Genomic DNA, 17084 nt, shown 5'->3' with positions numbered 1-17084 from the left:
CTTTAGCTTTCCACGTCGAACATGTCACGCAGGCCGTCGCCCAGCAGGTTGAAACCCAGCGTCACGTACAGCACGGCTGCACCGGGGCAGAGCACTTCCCACCAGAAATCCGGCATGAACTGGCGCCCGTCGGCAACCATCGATCCGAGGTCGGGGGTCGGCGGTTTGACGCCGAAACCGAGGAAGCTCAGCGTCGCACCGAAGAGGATGACAAAGGCGGCATCCAGCGTCGTCTTGACGGATATGACCGAGACGCAATTAGGCAGGATTTCGCGAAAGAGAATATGCAGCGGGCCGGCACCGGCAAGGCGCGCCGCCTCGATGTAATCCTCGGACGCGATGGACTTCGATACCGAATAGATCAGCCGCGCATGCCAGGTCCACCACAGAAGGGTGATCGCGATCATGGCGTTCGTCAGCGTCGGTTCCAGAAGGTTGGAGACCGCCAGCGCCATCACGAGCGGCGGCATGGCCAGCATCACATTCGTCAGGCCGCTGATGAGTTTCTCGGTCCAGCCGCCGAAATAACCGGCGATCAGGCCGAGCACCGTGCCGACGGGAACCGAGATTCCGAGCACGCCGATGACGAGAAGCAGCGAGACCCGCAGCCCGAAAATGGTACGGGAAAAGATATCGCGGCCGGCCTTGTCGGTACCGAACCAGTGCTCCAGATCCGGCGGCATATGGCGGGCACGGAAATCGACGACCGCGCCGATATGTTTCGGATAGGGCGTGAGCCATGGCGCAAAGATCGCCAGCACCAGCACCGATAACAGGATCAGTGAGCCGATGACCGCCGCCGGATTGCGGCTGAAACGATACCACATCATGTAACCGGCGCTTAAACCGCGATCGGTGGGTTCGAGCATTTTCATATCAGCCATCAGCGAGCCTCCTTGCGGCGCAGGCGCGGGTCGATGATCGAGATCAGGACATCCACGATCAGGTTCGCAACGATGAAGAACAGGCCGGCCACCAGTACCACGGCGGTCACGGCATTGAGGTCTTTCTGCAGGATGGCGTTCAGCCCGTAGGAGGCAAAACCACCCCAGGCGAAGACCATCTCGATCACGAAGGCATTGCCGATCAAGGACGCGAATTCGAGCCCCATGATCGTCAGCGGCGCAATGGAAGAGAGCTTCAAGAGATAACGGAAGATGATGACCCGCTCCGGCACGCCGAAGCTTTGCAGGGTCAGCACATGGTCCTTGCGCTGGTTCTCGATCATCGAGGAGCGCGTGATGCGGGTGATCTGGCCGATGCCTGCCATGGAAAGCGCAAAGGCCGGCAACGCGAGATGCTTCAGCGCATCCAGCACCACATCGAACCGTCCGGCCAGCATGCCGTCGATCAGGATGAAGCCGGTCGGACCGCCCTGCCAGCCGAGCCCGTGGTCAAGCCTGCCGATGATCGGCCAGCCGGAGAGAAACCTGGCGGCCAGCAATTGCAGCGTGATGGCGAAGAGAAAGCTCGGGATCGTCACCCCGGTGAGCGACAGGATGCGGCCGATATGATCAAGCGGCCGGTCGCGGTAATGCGCGGTGATGACGCCGAGCGGGATGGCGACGGCGAACATGAAGACGACCGAGACCAGCACCAACTCGACGGTGGCGGGAACAGTCTGCGCCAGATCGGTGGTGACGGGACGCTGGGACACCAGCGAGAAGCCGAGATCGCCATGCAGCGCATTGCCGATGTAGTCGAGATATTGGACAGCCAGCGGCTTATCGAGACCCATCTCGCCGCGCAGCGCATCTACCTGTTCCTGCGTTGCCGCCGGGCCGAGCGCCATGCGGGCGGGATCTCCCGGTACCACGCGGGCCAACGCGAAAATCATGATGGACAGGGCGATCATGACCAGCACGAAAGCGCCGAGCCTGTTCAAAATCGCGACCAGCGGATGTTGCTGCATCGGTGGAACGTTCCTTGTGCATCAGTTGCCTGCGCACAATTTTTCACCGCATGTCGGTTTGAACAATTGCCGAAAGGTATAGTTTTTTGAAGAATGAGTATAGGTTTTTGAAATAAAACCCCCTATCCCTTTTCGAATGACGCTTCTGCCTCGGACGGAACTCTGCCACCGCATTGCCAGCGAAACCGCAGGCGTGATTTTTCTGCGCGCGCCTGCGGGTGCTGGGAAAAGCGTGCTGCTGGACATGCTGGCACAGAAACTGGGAACAGAGGTGTGCCGGACGCACCAGCCACGAAGCGACGATGCGGCAAAGGGCTGGCTGCTGTGGGATGTGCCGGTCTTCGCGCGTGCGGTGCGCATGCCCGCCCCTGTTCTTGAAGCCGTGCGTTTCGTCGTCATCGCCTGCCGGCCGGATCAACGCATCAGCGGGCTGGCGCGGCAGATCCTGCATCGCGGTTCGCTCACCATCGGTTCGAACGACCTGACCTTGGGTGGGGATGAGGCGGACCACCTTCCACCGGAACAGAAGCGTCTGGTGCTTGACGACTATGCGGGGTGGCCGGCCTTCCTGTCCCTCGCCCGCCAGGCCGACGAGAAACTTTGCGCCGACTATCTGCGGGAAAACTATCTGCCGCATCTCTCTCCAGCCCAGACGGTGGAACTTTCATTCTGGCTCGAAAATCCGTCGGCAGAACCCAAAGCGGACTGGACGGAGCTTTTGCCACCCTTCCTGAGCAGGAATCCGGAAAAACACGGCACGCTGATACGGCTTCTGGCGCTGGCGGCGAAAGAACGCCTCACGACATTGCAAGCCGGCAGCGCCGTGGTGGAGGTTGCCTCGGCTTTCGAAAAGGCCGGGCGTTCACTGGCCGCCATGGCCATGTTGCTCGATCGTGGTTATGAGACCCATGCCGCCCAGATCCTCGAGCGCGCTGATGGCCGTGAACTGATCTACAGGAGCAGCGTCGACCGGTTCCGCGAGATCATCATGCGGTTTTCGCAGGATATGATCGCGGCGAATGAAACCGTGCTCTTCGCCGTTACCCGCGCACTGCTGAAACAGGGTGAATTGCAGCGCGTGCGCCATCTGCTCGGCAAGAGCCTGGGATCGGATTATCTCGATCCGCTCAAGGTGCTGGCCCGCGGCTCGCGTTTTTCCTTCGCAGCCCGCACCTTCCGCCTGAACCTGATGATTGCCGAGGACCTGACCCCGAATGACGCTGTCATAACACGTCTGGGGGAATTCATGGCCGATTATCCCATGGACGATCACGGCAAATGGGCAGCTTATTACAACGCGCTGCTCGAATTCGAAATCCGCCGCCGCAATTTTCGCGAAGCCGAAGCGGCCGCCGCCCGCGCGCTCATCTATCTGCGCAAGATGGGCGGTCAGCCGCTGCTCGAATTCTTCATCCATCTGCACCAGATTGTGCTGCGGCTAATGAGCGGCGATGTGCTTCTGGCCCGCCGGGCGGCGCAGGACGCCCGCGCACGGCTGGAGCAGGTGGCGCATGATGCAGAGCAGGAGTTCCGGATGCTGCGGCTCGCCGAAGCCTGCCTCGCCTATGAGGCGGGAAAGCCCCGCGACCTGCTGCATTTCTTAGAGCATGAATTCGATCACTTCGCCGCTGCCGAAATCTGGCCGAGCCTGATGCAGTTTGCCCTGTTTTACGCCTCGCAGGTGTTGATCGACCATTTTCCGATGACCGTTCGTCCGGGCTTTCTCGATGGCCTGTGGATCCATCTTTCGGAGGGGCTGCAATTCCATGCGATGATGGAGATCAGGACGGCCATCGCTTATCAGAACGCCAACCGCTGGGCCGACGCCGCAGCCACCCTATCCGCAATCCGCATGCCCATGGGCCGCAACTGGGTGGAGAGCGCCCATGAAGACCTGTCCCGCCTGACACGCCGGGACGAAATCGCCTACGTGATGGCGTGGCTGCGCGATGCGGTGCATCTTTTCACGCCCCGCGCTTATCTTTCGCGGCAGATAGACGCGATGATCGCCAACCCCAAGGTAACCAACCGCGAGAAGGTCGCACTGAGAATCTGGCAGAGCTATACTGCGCACCAGCGCCGCGACAACGCCGCCGCCCGCGCCCATATCCTCATCGCTCTCGAATCTGCGACGCGTCTAGGCTGCAACGGCGTGCTGTCGGAAGAGCGCGTGTTCCTGTCACCGCTTCTGAACAATCGCCGCATTCGCAGTTTCATCGAAACCTCTTCCGATGTCCGTACCGCGCTGTCGATTTTCGCCGCCTCGGTAAACTCCCCGCAGGCGCGCGCGCTGCATGGCGGGCTTTCGCAGCGGGAGGCGCAGATGCTGCAACTGCTGGCGAGCGGCATGTCAAACAAGAAGATCGCCCAGACGCTCAACATCTCGGAAGTGACGGTGAAATTTCACCTCGGCAACCTGTTCCGCAAGCTGGATTGCAAACGCCGCGCGGAGGCGATCCGCGCGGCGAAAGCATTGGGCTGGCTATAAAGCTCAGCGGTTGTTCTTCTTGCGCCATTCGGCAAAGGCCGTCTGGTGCTCTTCCTTGGTGCAGGGGTAAAGCCCGATGATCGTCTGGCCGGCCTTCACCTGCTCCACCACGAAATCCTCATAAGCCGTCATTTCCACGGCCTCGGTCGCCACTTCATCGGCAATGCCCGCCGGGATGACAATGACGCAATCCGCATCACCGACGATGATGTCACCGGGGAAAACCGGTGCATCGCCGCAGCCGATCGGGCCGTTGATCTCGATCGCCTCGTGTTTGGTGAGGTTCGTGGGGCTGGAGGGGCGGGTGTGATAGGCCGGGATATCCAGCTCGGCGATCGTGGCCGCATCACGGAAACCGCCATCGGAAACGATGCCCGCACCGCCGCGAACCATCAGGCGGGTAACGAGAATATCACCGGCCGACGCAGCGCTGGCATCCTTGCGGCTGTCCATGACAAGTACGTGGCCCGGCGGGCAGGTTTCAATGGCGACGCGCTGCGGATGAGCGGGATTGCGGAATTCCACAAGCTGGTTGCGGTCTTCGCGGGCCGGCATGTAGCGCAGCGTGAAAGCTGGGCCCACCATATTCGTGCCCTTGTAGCCGAGCGGGCGAACGCCCTGAATGACCTGGTTTCGCAGGCCACGCTTGTAAAGCGCCGTCGCCAGTGTGGCGACGGAAATCGTCAGCAGTTTTTCGCGCGTTTCATTATTCATGGCAGTCTCCTCGCAATGGGCCGATGGATGTGTTTCAAGTCTTGTGAATGGGCTCGTCTATGAAGATGCCGCCCTGATATTTTGCAATCGCAGCCTCAGAATCGGGGCGCGGTACGTCGCGCTCGATTTCGGCCCGGTAGCGCGCAGCGTTGTCGCGCCGCTGCCAGCCGAGAAAATCGATATGGGAATTATCCCACCAGCTGTCGTCATTAGCCGAGACGCCCCAGATGACGGGGCATCCGAGTTTCGGTGCGCGGAACGTGGCTTCGATCAGCGAAACAAAGTCGCCATAGCTCAGCCAGGTCGACAACATCCGCCAGTTCGTGGGTTTCTCGTCACAGGAGCCGATGCGCACGATGGCCGTCTCCTGACCAAATTTGGAGTGGTAAAGGCTTGCAATGGCCTCCCCGAAAATCTTCGAGACACCATAGAGGCCATCAGGCAGAATGGGCGTATCCGGACCAAGCTGCTGACCCTGCGGATAATAACCGATCGTGTGGTTGCTGGAGGCGAAAAGGATGCGGGGGCTGCCGTGTGCCCTCGCCGCCTCGTAGAGATTGTAGACACCACGCAGATTGGCGGCCTCTATGGGGTCAAAAGCCCTCTCGACGGAAACACCGCCGAGATGAACGATACCGTCGCAATCCTTGACCAGATCACGAACGGCCTGCTCGTCCTCCAGCGCGCAGCGGACCAGTTCTTCGTGAGGCGCTGGCGAACCGAGATCAACGACGTCGGACAGGCGAATGGTTTCGGCAACATGGCCAAGCCGCCCGCGCAACATGCTGCCCAGCTTTCCGCCGGCACCGGTGATGAGCAATCGCTTCAACATGAGGTGTCTCTTAGAAAATATCCGGCTCACCGGCGGAGCGCCCGAAATCTGTCTGCAGGAAGTCGAAATCGCAACCCTGATCGGCCTGCGTCACGTGCTTGGAGAAGAGATATCCGTAACCGCGTTCATAACGCGGCACAGGCGTCTGCCATGCCGCCCGACGCTGAGCGATCTCTTCTTCGCTGACCAGCATATCGAGGCGACGCTGCGGCAGGTCGAGGCGGACGATATCGCCGGTTTTCAGCAATGCCAGCGGGCCGCCGACGAAGCTTTCCGGCGCGACATGCAACACGCAGGCGCCATAGGAGGTGCCGGACATCCGTGCATCGGAAATGCGCAGCATGTCGCGGTGGCCCTTTTTGATCAGCGCCTTGGGAATGGGCAACATGCCCCATTCCGGAAAGCCGGGACCGCCGAGCGGACCGGCGTTGCGCAGCACCAGCACATGGTCAGGCGTCACATCGAGATTCTCATCGTCGATGGCGGCCTTCATTTCGGGGTAGCTGTCAAACACCAGCGCCGGGCCCTGATGCACATGGAGTTTGGGATCACAGGCAGCAGGCTTGATGACGGCGCCGTCGGGGCAGAGATTGCCACGCAAGACGGCAAGCGATCCTTCTGCATAGACCGGATTATCGAGCGAGCGGATGACGTCGTCATTATAGACTTTCGCGCCCTCGAGGTTTTCGCCCATGCTGCGGCCGGTGACGGTCAGCACCGAACAGTCGAGACGGCTTTCCAGCTGCTTCATCAGCGCCCGCAGACCACCGGCATAATAGAAGTCCTCCATCAGATAGTCTTTGCCGGAAGGACGGACATTGGCGATGAGTGGCGTGACGCGGCCAAGCTCGTCCAGCTCATCCAGCGTCATTGGCACACCGGCGCGGCGCGCCATGGCGATGAGGTGCACGACGGCATTGGTGGAACAACCCGTCGCCATTGCGACGATGGCGGCATTACGGAACGCTGCCGCTGTCAGGATATGGTTCGGCGTCAGGTCTTCCGAAACCATCTCGACGATGCGGCGGCCACAGGCAGCGGACATGCGCTGATGCTCGGCATCGACAGCCGGAATGGAGGAGGCACCCGGCAGCGTGATGCCAAGCGCATCAGCAATGGCCGTCATGGTCGAGGCCGTACCCATGGTCATGCACACGCCGGCAGAGCGGGCGATGCCACCTTGCACGCCGCGCCACTCCTCATCGGTGACGTTACCGGCGCGGCGTTCGTCCCAATATTTCCAGGCATCCGAGCCAGAGCCCAGAACCTTGCCTGCATAGTTGCCCCGCAGCATCGGGCCGGCCGGCAGATAGATCATCGGCACACCGGCCGAGATTGCCCCCATGACGAGACCGGGCGTGGTCTTGTCGCATCCGCCCATCAGCACCACGCCATCAAGCGGATGCGAACGGATCATTTCTTCCGTCTCCATCGCCAGCATGTTGCGGTAAAGCATCGATGTCGGCTTGGTGAAGCTTTCATCGACCGATAGCGATGGCATTTCGACGGGGAAGCCTCCCGCCTGCAACACGCCGCGCTTCACATCCTTCACCCTTTCAGGGAAATGCGAGTGACAGGTGTTCAACTCCGACCAGGTATTGAGAATACCAATGACAGGCTTGCCAACAAAATCCTCCTCCGCATAACCAAGCTGCATCATGCGAGAGCGGTGGCCGAAGCTGCGCAGGTCGTCGGGTGCGAACCAGCGGTCGGAGCGGAGTTTTTTATCGGTCATGTCAATGGTCCTGCGTTGCGGGTTGCGCCAAAGGCTGTCAGTCCTGCCGGAGCGTCAGCCCGCTCGTCGTATCGAAAACATGGGCGTGTTGAAGCGGCGCCGACAGGCGTATGACTTCGCCCGCCGATGTCGAGGTCTGGCCGGAAAGATGCAGCGTCACCGGGGTGCCGTCACCGAGATTACCGTAGAGATAGGACTCGCCGCCCAGCTGCTCGGCGGTACGAACCGACATCGTCAACGCCCCGCCTTCGCCCGGCTCCACATGGTTCGGGCGAATGCCGAGCGTCACCTTCTGGCCGGGCTTGTAAGAAAAGCCCGTCTGCGGCAGCGGGAGAGTCTCGCCCGTTGCGATTTTGAGAGCAGGCGTTGCGTCCGAGGTCACTTCCCCTGCAAAGAAATTCATCTTCGGCGAGCCGATGAAGCCTGCCACGAAAATATTGGCCGGGCGGTTATAGAGATCAAGCGGCACGCCGAACTGTTCAAGCTTGCCGGCGCGCAGAACAGCAATCTTGTCGGCCATGGTCATGGCCTCCACCTGATCATGCGTCACATAAATCATGGTGTTGCCGAGACGCCGGTGCAGACTGGAAATTTCACCACGCATATCGACGCGCAGCTCTGCGTCGAGGTTGGAAAGCGGCTCATCGAAGAGGAACACGCGGGGTTCACGCACAACGGCGCGGCCGATGGCGACGCGCTGGCGCTGACCGCCCGACAGGTCCTTGGGGCGACGCTCCAGAAGTTGGTCGATCTGCAGCATCTTCGCCACCTGACCGATCTTCTCGGCGACTTCCTTTTTGGGGGTGCCGATATTCTCAAGCCCGAAAGACAGGTTTTCGCGCACCGTCATATGCGGATAAAGCGCGTATGACTGAAACACCATGGCGAGGCCACGGTCCGCCGCCGGCACCGTGTTGACCACATCGCCGCCGATGACGATATCGCCGCCAGTCAATTCCTCGAGGCCCGAGATCATGCGCAGCAGGGTCGACTTGCCGCAGCCGGATGGACCGACGAAAACGCAGAACTCGCCATGTTTGATATCGAGATCGATACCCTTGATCACATCGAGTGCGCCATATGTCTTTTTGACCTGACGAAGCTGAATACTTGCCATTGTCGTATTTCCTCCCTGAGGATTATTTGCCGCCCGTGGACGCAATGCCGGTGGCGATATATTTTTGCAGGAACATGAAGACCAGCGCGATAGGAGCGAGTGTCAGCACCGTCATCGCCAGAAGGTTGCTCCATTCCGTCGTCATCTCTCCCTGGAAGGAGTTGAGCGCCAGCTGCAGGGTGAAGTTGTCGTTGCGGGTCAGCACGATCAGCGGCCAGAGGAAGTCATTCCAGCGCCACATGATCGCAAGGATCGCGAGAACCGCAAGCGCCGGTGCGGAAAGTGGCAGGATGATGCGCCAGTAGATTTTCCACTCACTGGCCTTGTCCATACGCGCCGCATCGAGAATTTCATCCGGGATCGTCAGCATATATTGCCGCAGCAGGAAGACACCTGTCGGTGTTGCCGCGCCGGGAATGATGACGCCCCAGAGACTGTTGATCAAACCGAGTTGGCTGGTGATAAGAAACAGCGGCACAAGCACGACGGTCTGCGGGATCATCAGCGTGCCGACCACCAACGCCAGCACGACACCCCTGCCCTTGAACTGATATTTCGACAGCGCAAAGGCCGCCATGGAATTGACGATCAGCATGATGATGGTCGATGTCACCGTGATGAAGGTCGAGTTCCAGAAATAGAGCGGGAAATTGAAGCGCTGGAACAGCTCGGTATAGTTCTCCGTCGCCAGCGCCACCTTTTCAGCCGGCTTCAGCTCGTTGAACTGCATCTTCAAGACTTCAGTCGGTTTGGCCGGATCAACCACCTGGGCCACGAGGCCGATGCGTCTGATCATGCCAAACTTGCGGCCATCCTTGTCCACATAGGCCGGAAGTGGCGCCGCCTGCCCGTCGACGGCAACGGTTTCCTGGCTATAGGGCAGAAGCCGTGGCGGGAAACGCTGAAGATCGGCTTCAGTTTTGAACGATGAGAGCACCAGCCAGACGACGGGACCGAACATCATCAGCACAGCAACGCCGAGATAAGCGTAAGACAGCCAGTCGGTCCAGTGCAACTTGCCATTACGGCCGCGGGTACGGGTCAGAAATGCGCCAATCCTAGCCATCGACCTTGCTCCTGTTTGCCCGGAATTGCAGGGCGGTCAGCACCACGAGGACCACGGCGAGCAGCAGCGAAGCGGCAGCAGCAAGGCCAAAATTCCGGGGCGTCCCGGCAAAGCCGGTCTGATAGATGAATTGAATGATGAAGGTCGTCGCCGAACCGGGGCCACCGCCGGTAAAGGCAAAGACTTCATCGAAAGTCTGGACGCCCTTGATGACCGACAGGACGAGAACAACGAGCATGGTGGGTGCAAGCAGCGGCAGGGTAATGCGCCGGAAGATGCGCCACGGGCTTGCCTTGTCGAGCTGCGCCGCCTCATAGACATCACGCGGGATTGCCTGAAGGCCGGCCAGAAGAATAAGCGTGTAAAAGCCCATATGCGCCCAGACCGACAGGAAGACCGACCAGCCGAAGGCGAGATTGGCCTCGAGCAACCAGTCTACCGAACCGAGTCCGAGGCCTTCCATCGCTGCATTGAGCACACCGAAACGCTGGAGAATCCACTTCCAGATCAGCGCCACGACGACGGGCGACAACAGAACCGGGAAGAAGAATACCGCACGAAAAAAGCCGCGCGCCCTTATATCGCGGTTGAGCACGATAGCCGTGATCAGCGAAAAGCCGACCATGAAACCCACCTGCAGCACAACGAAGAACAACGTGTTCCAGACGGAGCGCCAGAACAGGTCGCGCGCACAGGAATTGGGATCAAGGTAATTCTGACAGGAAAGAAGGACCGAAAAGTTTTCGCCGCCCACCGAAGGGCGCTCGGAAAGCAATATGTGTTCGCTGCCGGTCACGGAATAGGCCATGTTCAGCAGGATCGGCAGGAAAGCGAAGACCGCGAACAGGATCAGGTTGGGTGTCAGAAACACCCAAGCAATCCGCCTGTGGCCAAGAACCTTCTGCAGGAAGGAAAAAGGCAATTCGACGATGCCCATCACGGGCGCAAGAAATTTATACATGAGGGGTCCTCCTTCGATCCGGCGCGGCGCGGCATGCGCCGCGCCGGAAGGCGATGGATCACTTCGCCTGTTTCAACGCTTCCTCAAGGTCCGTCTTTGCACGGGCCATGGCCTCATCAACGGTGCTTTCACCAACGGTGGCCTGCGTGATGCGCTGGACGGAGATGTTGAACATGGCACGATTATTCTTGTAACCCTGGTAGGCATAGGCAATCGGGCTAAGGCTCGGGATCTGGTCGAGCCAGGCGTTCATGGCCTTCTGCGTCGCAGGCGTTGCACCGGTATAGGTCACGCCCTTGTCAGCCACGGACTTGTTGGCCGGAACGTTACGGGTGCGAACGGTGAAGTCGAGATAGTTCTCGTCCTGAGCCATGAAGTTCAGGATATCGGCAACGATCTTCGGGTTTTTGGTCTGCTTGAAACCGACGATGCCGGTTCCTCCGGGCATGCCGGTGCAGGCTGCGCCACCGCAGGGCTGCGGCACGACTTCCCAGTCAAACGCATCGCCCACCTGGCTGTCGAAACGCGCGGTCTGCCAGCTGCCGGAGTAATAATAGACCAGCTGGCCGTTGATGAATTCCTGCGCGGCGTCGCGGTAGGTATTGCCGCCCTGACCGGCCCAGACGTCACGCGCCATGGTGCCGTCCTTGTTCCACTCCACGAACTTCTTCACGAACGTCGTGAACCCTTCGTCGACGAGGATCGGCTTGCCGTCAGCATCGAAAATCTTCGCGCCATAGGAAATGGCCGGGCCAGCGATGCGGTGGCCGGAACGGTCGATCGCCATCGGGTAAGGCGTACCGGTTGCCTTGGCAACGGCATTTGCCGCCTTCGCCCAGTCATCCATCGTCGCATCCTTGCCGGGAACGGCAACATTTGCCTGGTCGAACAGGGTGCGGTTGATGAAGGCGCCGGTGATGGTGAGCTGCGTGTGCATACCGTAGATGCCCTTGTCGTCGGGGCCGCTGCGGTACCATTTCAGCACGTTGGAGAAGTTGTCTTCCCAATATTTCGCGTCCACATAGGGCGTCAGATCGAGATAATAGCGGTTGAGGCCACCAAGATCGGTCACCGTTGCGAAATCCGGGCCGCTGCCGCCGGCGAGCTGCACGGGCAGGCCTTCCAGCAGTGCCTTGTAGGGCACGACATCGGTGACGATCTTCACATCAGGATGCTGCTTTTCGTAACGCGCGAGAATATCTTTGAGGATTTCGCAGCCGTTACCGTCATAAGCGCAGGTGAAGCGCACTTCCTCGGCTGCCTGAGCGGCACCGGCAAAAGACGCCGCACCCAAGGCGAGCGCCAATGCCATGCTGTATTTTCTGGTCATCTGGTTTCCTCCCGTTAGATGATTATGCGTTGGCAGATGCGCGCGGCGCCCAGCCCTTGATCCATTCGCCTTCAGCCGCGTCGGACAGACGCACCGGCTTTCCTTCCCGAACCGACCGGTAGATGGCCGTCACGAGTTCGATGGACTGCAAGCCGTCATGGACCGTCACTTCCTTGCCGCCGCGTCCTTCCATCGCGTCGGCAATGGCTTCGACAAAACCGGCAAAGCCGTTTTCGCCATCAGCCACCGTTGCCAGAACGGCGTCGATCTGGTCCTGCGTGGTCGGCGCGCGGGCGATGAAACGCCAGGTGTCTTCCGCCGGACGATAGGGCAAGGTGCCGCTTTCCGCCGTGAAGCCTTCAAAGCAGAAGCGCAGACGCGACGTGTCTTCCGCAGCACCGAGCGTGACCGAGCTGGTTGCCAGCGCGCCGCTTTTCATGCGGAAGCTGAGTGCGGCGCAATCTTCGGTTTCGATGGTGTTGACGCGCGTATCGGCCATCGCGAAAACTTCATCGACCGGGCCGAGAACGTGGCAGAGAAGATCATGGGCATGGATGGCATGGCCAAGGATCGCTCCGCCGCATTCACCCTTCCAGGTGCCGCGCCAGGGAATGTCGTAATAGCTGGCGCCACGGTTCCAATGAACTTCCGAGCTTGCGACAAAGGCCTTGCCGGCAAGACCGGCATCGATCAGCGCACGCATCTGGCGCATTGCTTGTCCGAAACGGTACTGGAAGACCGGAAACACACCGCGACCGGTCTTCTTGACGGAATCGATCAGCGCGTTGGCCTCCTCCAGAGAGCGGACCAGCGGCTTTTCGCAGACCACATCCTTGCCCGCCGCATGCGCCTTCAGCGTCACGGGGAAATGTAGGTGCGGCGGCAGGCAGACGTCGATGAGTTGGATGCTTTCATCGGCCAGAACCTCATCGAGGTCGGTGGTCAAACGAATGGAAGTATCATCGCCGGCGACGGAGCGGGCGCGCTCCAGATCGAGATCGCAGATCGCCTTGACGACGAAGCGCTTCGGCAGCGCCCGGTAGCCGCTCAGATGCTGGGCGCCGATGCCGGCGCCGATGATGGCAACACCAATCATTTCGAGGCTCCCTCGGCCTTGGCCTGTGCCTGAAGCGAGAGGTCGCAGACCTTGAAGACGTGTTCCTGCGTCATTGCCGTCTCCGTGCGGTTGCGGATATCGTCGCAGAGGCGGGCGAAATACGGCAGGCCGGCACCGGAGGCATCGATGTATTCGCAGCGGTCGCCGTTGACGAGAACGAGGCGGTCAGTACCTTCGGTGTTGCCGACATCCACATATTTACGCAGTTCGATGTAACCTTCGGTGCCGAGGATGGTTAGGCGGCCGTCGCCCCAGGTCGGTAGCGCATCCGGCGTGTACCAGTCGACGCGAATGTAACCGTGGCCCTTGTCACCGCGCAGCACAACTTCGCCGAAATCCTGCAGGCCCGGATCGCCCGGATTGGCGTAATTGGCAACGGTGGCGGACACGATCTCGACTTCGGTCGAGCCGGTGAAGAACATGAACTGATCAATCTGGTGGCTGGCAATATCGGTGAGGATGCCGCCGTAAGCCGCGCGTTCGAAGAACCACGTCGGACGGATCTGGCGGTTCAGACGATGCGGGCCGAGGCCGACGGTCTGGATGACGCGGCCGATCGCGCCCTGTGCAACGAGTTCGGCAGCCTTGGTCACGCTCGGCACTTCGAAGCGCTCGGAAAAATCAACGGTCCAGATACGCTTGGTTTTTGCGACTGTCTGGCGAAGACGATCAAGCTGTTCGAAGGTGGTGCAGCCGGGCTTGTCCGACATGACGTCCTTGCCGGCTTCCATGGCGGCGATTGCCAGATCGGCACGCTTGGACGGAATGTCGGCGATGACAACGAGATCGATGCTGCCATCAGCTAGCAGCGCCTCTTTCGATGCTGCGCGCGGCACATCCGGGAAGCGCTTGACAAAGCCTTCCACGACATCGGGCTCGCCTTCTGTCCACCAGCCGCCAAATTCTGCGCCGGCGTCCAGCAGATTCTGGGCCATGCCGAAAATATGCCGATGCTCTATACCGAGAGCGACGAACTTGATTGCTTTAGTCATCCTGCAGTTCCACTTCCTTGCCGGTGTCGGCCGAGTTGATGATCGCGTCGATCAATCTGTGAGACAAAAGAGCCGCTTCGCCGGAGACGACCGGCGGGCGTCCTGAAGAGATGGCGTCTGCGAAATCATCGAAGACACCCTGATGCCATTCATGCGTAAAAGCCATGGGGTCAGCGCCGCCGCCCGTGCCAGCGGCCGCGCCGCCAAATGTCTCCTGCCGGCCATCGCGCCAGTCGAGATGCAACAGACCGGAAGCGAGCCGCAGGCTGGCATTGTCGAAATGCAGGAGGATCGATTCCGCAGCGCCGGGGAAACTCGCGGTGCTCGCGACAAGCGAGCCGACAGCGCCATTCCTGAAGCGCAGCCCGGCAGAAACGTAATCTTCGGTTTCCATGCGATGGAACCGCGTCGTCGCAGCCATGGCCTGAACACGGGCGACCGGCCCCGTCAGGCTCAATGCCAGGTCAATCGTATGGATTGCCTGGGAGATCAGAACGCCGCCGCCATCGCGCGCCAGCGTGCCGCGGCCCGGTTCATCGTAATAGGATTGCGCGCGCCACCACGGCACGGAAATTTCGCAGAGACCCAGCGCTCCGAGCGTGCCGCCATTAACAAGCTCACGGGCTTTTTGCGATGCAGCCCGCATGCGGTGCTGGAAGATGATGCCGAGCGTGACACCTGCCTCGCGACACAGGGCGACGAGACCGTCTGCTTCCTCTGTGTTACGGGCGACGGGCTTCTCCATAAGGATATGCTTGCCCGCCTTCGCCAGTTTCCCGACGATATCGATGCGGGCATTGGGCGGTGTTGCGATGATGGCGAAATCGACATCCGCATCGCGCGCCGCTTCCTCGACCGAGGAATAAACGGCGACATCATATCCGGTGTGTTTCGATGCTTCAGCGGCCAGCGCCTTGGCGCGGCCGGAACCACCATCGACGATGCCCTTCAGGCGAATTTTCTCAGGGCTTGCCGCACAGGCAAGCACATGCGTCTTCGCCACCATTCCGGCACCAACGATGACGCAGGTCTTAATAGTTTGCATTCGGGAGCCTCCTTCCCAATGCGTAATCATTTGCATACCGGTATGCCGGTTGTCAACAGCCTTGTGTTCCGGTATACCGGTTATGGAAACAGTGGAGGGTACATGCCGAAAATTCCCGTAACAGGCGTGCCGACGATGGAACGGCTGGACCTTAACCGCCCGGTTGTGGACCAGATTTACTCCGCGCTGAAATCCGCCATTCTTTCCCGCGAGCTTTTTCCGGGCCAGGCGGTTTCGGAAAACGAAATCGGGCATTCCTTCAATTCCAGCCGCACGCCGGTGCGCGAGGCGCTCAGCCGCCTGCGGGATGACGGTCTGATCGTCACGCTGCCAAGCCGCGGCACCTATGTTTCGCGGTTATCGGACAAGAACATTCGCAGCGCGCAATTCATTCGCGAGGCGCTTGAGGTTGCAGCAGTGTGCAGGCTTTGCCAGATCGGCCTGACGGCGGAAGCCGAACAGGAGATCGAACATGCCCTGAACGGCCAGCGGGCAGCCATGCGCCGTGGAGACAGAAAAGCTTTCCGTATCCATGACGACCAGTTCCACAGCGCGCTTGCCGCCGCAACGGGACTGGAAAGGCTGGAATCACTGCTGATCCGCGAAAAGGCGGGACTGGATCGCCTGCGCGCCCTCGCCATCACCGACGAGGCGCATATGGCGGGCCTGCTTGCCGAACATGAGGCGGTGTATGACGCGATCAGGGCGGGAGACGAAGCCCGCGCAACAGATAATTTGCGCAAGCATCTGAGACGCGTCCTCGGCATTCTCTCGCAGGTTTTCGAGAACCATCAGGACTATTTCGAATAATTCTGCGGCATCCCCTTTCAACGGTTCGAGCATCATGAATACAGCAAACCCCGGACAAGCGCTTGACATCTCGCAGGCGAAACTTCTGTGCGACACGATGAGCACGCTGGCCGAATCCCCTGTGTGGGACGAGCGGCGACAGGTGCTTTTCTGGTGCGATATTCTCGGCAAGACGGTGCGGTCCGCAGCGCTTGAGCCCGGCCACTATCGCGAATGGTCGTTTCCCCACACGGTCTCAAGCCTCGGGCTTTGCCAGAACGGCGACCTCATCATCGCCTGCGGCATGGATATCATCGTCCTCGATCCGGACAGCGGCAAAACGCGGCTCCTCCACTCCATTCCCGCACCCGAAGGCATCGCCTGCCGGCTGAACGACGGGCGGATCGGCCCGGACGGCGCGTTCTGGGTGGGAACCATGCACAATGTGCCGCTTTCGGAGATGGAGCCCCGTGGCGAACTCTGGCGGATCACTGAAACGAACGCCGAGCGCATGCAGACCGGGCTGACATGCCCGAACGGCCTCGCTTTTTCCGAGGACGGTTCCATCATGTGGCAGAGCGATTCCATCCAGAAATGGATACGCCGGCGAAGATTCGACTGGGCCAACGGCAGGTTCGATGAGGGCGTGCTGGTGGCCGAGATGACGCAAGAAACGGGAAGGCCAGATGGCGGCTGCTGCGATAGCAACGGCAATTACTACAGCGCGGGCGTTTCTGCCGGCCTGCTCAACGTTTTCACGCCCGATGGCAAGCTGGCGGATGTGATCACAGCCCCTGTGCCGCATCCCACCATGCCCTGCTTCGGGGGAGCTGATTTCAGTATTCTTTTCCTGACATCACACCGCCACAACATGTCCGAGGACCAGCTGAACGAAGCGCCGTTCTCGGGCGGCGTCTGGGCAATCCCGACGCAGACGAAAGGCTTCCCCGGCTTCCGTCTTGGCGACATCGATTAAAGCCCGGAGG

The 17084-nt window shown here is 60.4% G+C and carries 15 protein-coding genes; 3 read left to right on the top strand and 12 right to left on the bottom strand.

The features are described from left to right. Positions 1–2: 2 nt before the first annotated feature. A complete protein-coding gene (locus DXT96_RS11015) occupies positions 3–884 on the bottom strand; it encodes an ABC transporter permease (RefSeq protein ID WP_020011940.1) in 882 nt (293 codons plus the stop codon). Further along, positions 884–1912, bottom strand: coding sequence for an ABC transporter permease (locus tag DXT96_RS11010; protein WP_153514729.1), 1029 nt, complete (start codon positions 1910–1912; stop codon positions 884–886). The genes DXT96_RS11015 and DXT96_RS11010 overlap by 1 nt, the downstream gene beginning before the upstream one ends. 136 nt (positions 1913–2048) lie before the next feature. Here DXT96_RS11010 and DXT96_RS11005 point away from each other — a divergent pair, with 136 nt between their 5' ends. Beyond that, a complete protein-coding gene (locus DXT96_RS11005) occupies positions 2049–4400 on the top strand; it encodes a helix-turn-helix transcriptional regulator (protein ID WP_194287620.1) in 2352 nt (783 codons plus the stop codon). Between the two features lie 3 nt (positions 4401–4403). Here the strand turns inward: DXT96_RS11005 and DXT96_RS11000 are convergent, their stop codons facing one another. The 10 genes from DXT96_RS11000 to DXT96_RS10955 are packed head-to-tail and all read right to left on the bottom strand — an operon-like array spanning position 4404 to position 15309. Beyond that, on the bottom strand, positions 4404–5114 hold the full coding sequence (locus DXT96_RS11000; RefSeq protein WP_149899243.1) for a ribonuclease activity regulator RraA: 711 nt from the start codon (positions 5112–5114) through the stop codon (positions 4404–4406). Positions 5115–5148: 34 nt separating this feature from the next. Beyond that, positions 5149–5946, bottom strand: coding sequence for an NAD(P)-dependent oxidoreductase (locus DXT96_RS10995; RefSeq protein WP_153514727.1), 798 nt, complete (start codon positions 5944–5946; stop codon positions 5149–5151). A gap of 10 nt (positions 5947–5956) precedes the next feature. After that, positions 5957–7681 carry an L-arabinonate dehydratase gene (gene araD, locus DXT96_RS10990; protein ID WP_153514726.1) on the bottom strand — a complete coding sequence of 575 codons (1725 nt, stop codon included), beginning with the start codon at positions 7679–7681 and terminating at the stop codon, positions 5957–5959. Between the two features lie 37 nt (positions 7682–7718). Continuing rightward, the gene (locus DXT96_RS10985; protein WP_153514724.1) at positions 7719–8798 is read right to left on the bottom strand and encodes an ABC transporter ATP-binding protein; all 1080 of its coding nucleotides are present in this window, start codon (positions 8796–8798) and stop codon (positions 7719–7721) included. 22 nt (positions 8799–8820) lie between these two features. Beyond that, positions 8821–9864, bottom strand: a complete 1044-nt coding sequence (locus DXT96_RS10980; RefSeq protein ID WP_149899247.1) for a carbohydrate ABC transporter permease — start codon at positions 9862–9864, stop codon at positions 8821–8823. Next, positions 9857–10825: a carbohydrate ABC transporter permease gene (locus tag DXT96_RS10975; protein WP_004438359.1), complete on the bottom strand. Its 969-nt coding sequence runs from the start codon at positions 10823–10825 to the stop codon at positions 9857–9859. Before DXT96_RS10975 ends, DXT96_RS10980 begins: the two co-directional genes overlap by 8 nt. 58 nt (positions 10826–10883) lie before the next feature. Beyond that, positions 10884–12155, bottom strand: a complete 1272-nt coding sequence (locus DXT96_RS10970; RefSeq protein ID WP_153514722.1) for an ABC transporter substrate-binding protein — start codon at positions 12153–12155, stop codon at positions 10884–10886. Between the two features lie 22 nt (positions 12156–12177). Then, complete coding sequence (locus DXT96_RS10965; protein WP_153514720.1) at positions 12178–13251, bottom strand: Gfo/Idh/MocA family protein; 1074 nt, start codon at positions 13249–13251, stop codon at positions 12178–12180. Beyond that, positions 13248–14264, bottom strand: coding sequence for a Gfo/Idh/MocA family protein (locus DXT96_RS10960; RefSeq protein ID WP_153514718.1), 1017 nt, complete (start codon positions 14262–14264; stop codon positions 13248–13250). The genes DXT96_RS10965 and DXT96_RS10960 overlap by 4 nt, the downstream gene beginning before the upstream one ends. Beyond that, complete coding sequence (locus DXT96_RS10955; RefSeq protein ID WP_153514716.1) at positions 14257–15309, bottom strand: Gfo/Idh/MocA family protein; 1053 nt, start codon at positions 15307–15309, stop codon at positions 14257–14259. Before DXT96_RS10955 ends, DXT96_RS10960 begins: the two co-directional genes overlap by 8 nt. Before the next feature lie 102 nt (positions 15310–15411). Here DXT96_RS10955 and DXT96_RS10950 point away from each other — a divergent pair, with 102 nt between their 5' ends. Together DXT96_RS10950 and DXT96_RS10945 are read left to right on the top strand one after the other, a co-directional pair. Next, a complete protein-coding gene (locus DXT96_RS10950; protein ID WP_153514715.1) occupies positions 15412–16119 on the top strand; it encodes a GntR family transcriptional regulator in 708 nt (235 codons plus the stop codon). A 34-nt stretch (positions 16120–16153) separates the two neighbouring features. Further along, complete coding sequence (locus DXT96_RS10945; RefSeq protein ID WP_153514713.1) at positions 16154–17074, top strand: SMP-30/gluconolactonase/LRE family protein; 921 nt, start codon at positions 16154–16156, stop codon at positions 17072–17074. Positions 17075–17084 lie beyond the last annotated feature (10 nt).

Source organism: Agrobacterium sp. ICMP 6402, from assembly GCF_009498615.1.
In the GTDB taxonomy this organism is placed as follows: Bacteria; Pseudomonadota; Alphaproteobacteria; order Rhizobiales; family Rhizobiaceae; genus Agrobacterium; species Agrobacterium burrii.
The sequence above is the reverse complement of the archived record's forward strand: the minus strand, read 5'-3'. Positions and strand labels throughout refer to the sequence as shown.

Coding starts and splice junctions, on each gene's coding strand:
- DXT96_RS10975 (WP_004438359.1), bottom strand. CDS start 10,825: ATGTATAAATTTCTTGCGCCCGTGATGGGCATCGTCGAATTGCCTTTT.
- DXT96_RS10985 (WP_153514724.1), bottom strand. CDS start 8,798: ATGGCAAGTATTCAGCTTCGTCAGGTCAAAAAGACATATGGCGCACTC.
- DXT96_RS11005 (WP_194287620.1), top strand. CDS start 2,049: ATGACGCTTCTGCCTCGGACGGAACTCTGCCACCGCATTGCCAGCGAA.
- DXT96_RS10970 (WP_153514722.1), bottom strand. CDS start 12,155: ATGACCAGAAAATACAGCATGGCATTGGCGCTCGCCTTGGGTGCGGCG.
- DXT96_RS10950 (WP_153514715.1), top strand. CDS start 15,412: ATGCCGAAAATTCCCGTAACAGGCGTGCCGACGATGGAACGGCTGGAC.
- araD (WP_153514726.1), bottom strand. CDS start 7,681: ATGACCGATAAAAAACTCCGCTCCGACCGCTGGTTCGCACCCGACGAC.
- DXT96_RS10995 (WP_153514727.1), bottom strand. CDS start 5,946: ATGTTGAAGCGATTGCTCATCACCGGTGCCGGCGGAAAGCTGGGCAGC.
- DXT96_RS10945 (WP_153514713.1), top strand. CDS start 16,154: ATGAATACAGCAAACCCCGGACAAGCGCTTGACATCTCGCAGGCGAAA.
- DXT96_RS10955 (WP_153514716.1), bottom strand. CDS start 15,309: ATGCAAACTATTAAGACCTGCGTCATCGTTGGTGCCGGAATGGTGGCG.
- DXT96_RS11015 (WP_020011940.1), bottom strand. CDS start 884: ATGGCTGATATGAAAATGCTCGAACCCACCGATCGCGGTTTAAGCGCC.
- DXT96_RS11000 (WP_149899243.1), bottom strand. CDS start 5,114: ATGAATAATGAAACGCGCGAAAAACTGCTGACGATTTCCGTCGCCACA.
- DXT96_RS10965 (WP_153514720.1), bottom strand. CDS start 13,251: ATGATTGGTGTTGCCATCATCGGCGCCGGCATCGGCGCCCAGCATCTG.
- DXT96_RS10960 (WP_153514718.1), bottom strand. CDS start 14,264: ATGACTAAAGCAATCAAGTTCGTCGCTCTCGGTATAGAGCATCGGCAT.
- DXT96_RS10980 (WP_149899247.1), bottom strand. CDS start 9,864: ATGGCTAGGATTGGCGCATTTCTGACCCGTACCCGCGGCCGTAATGGC.
- DXT96_RS11010 (WP_153514729.1), bottom strand. CDS start 1,912: ATGCAGCAACATCCGCTGGTCGCGATTTTGAACAGGCTCGGCGCTTTC.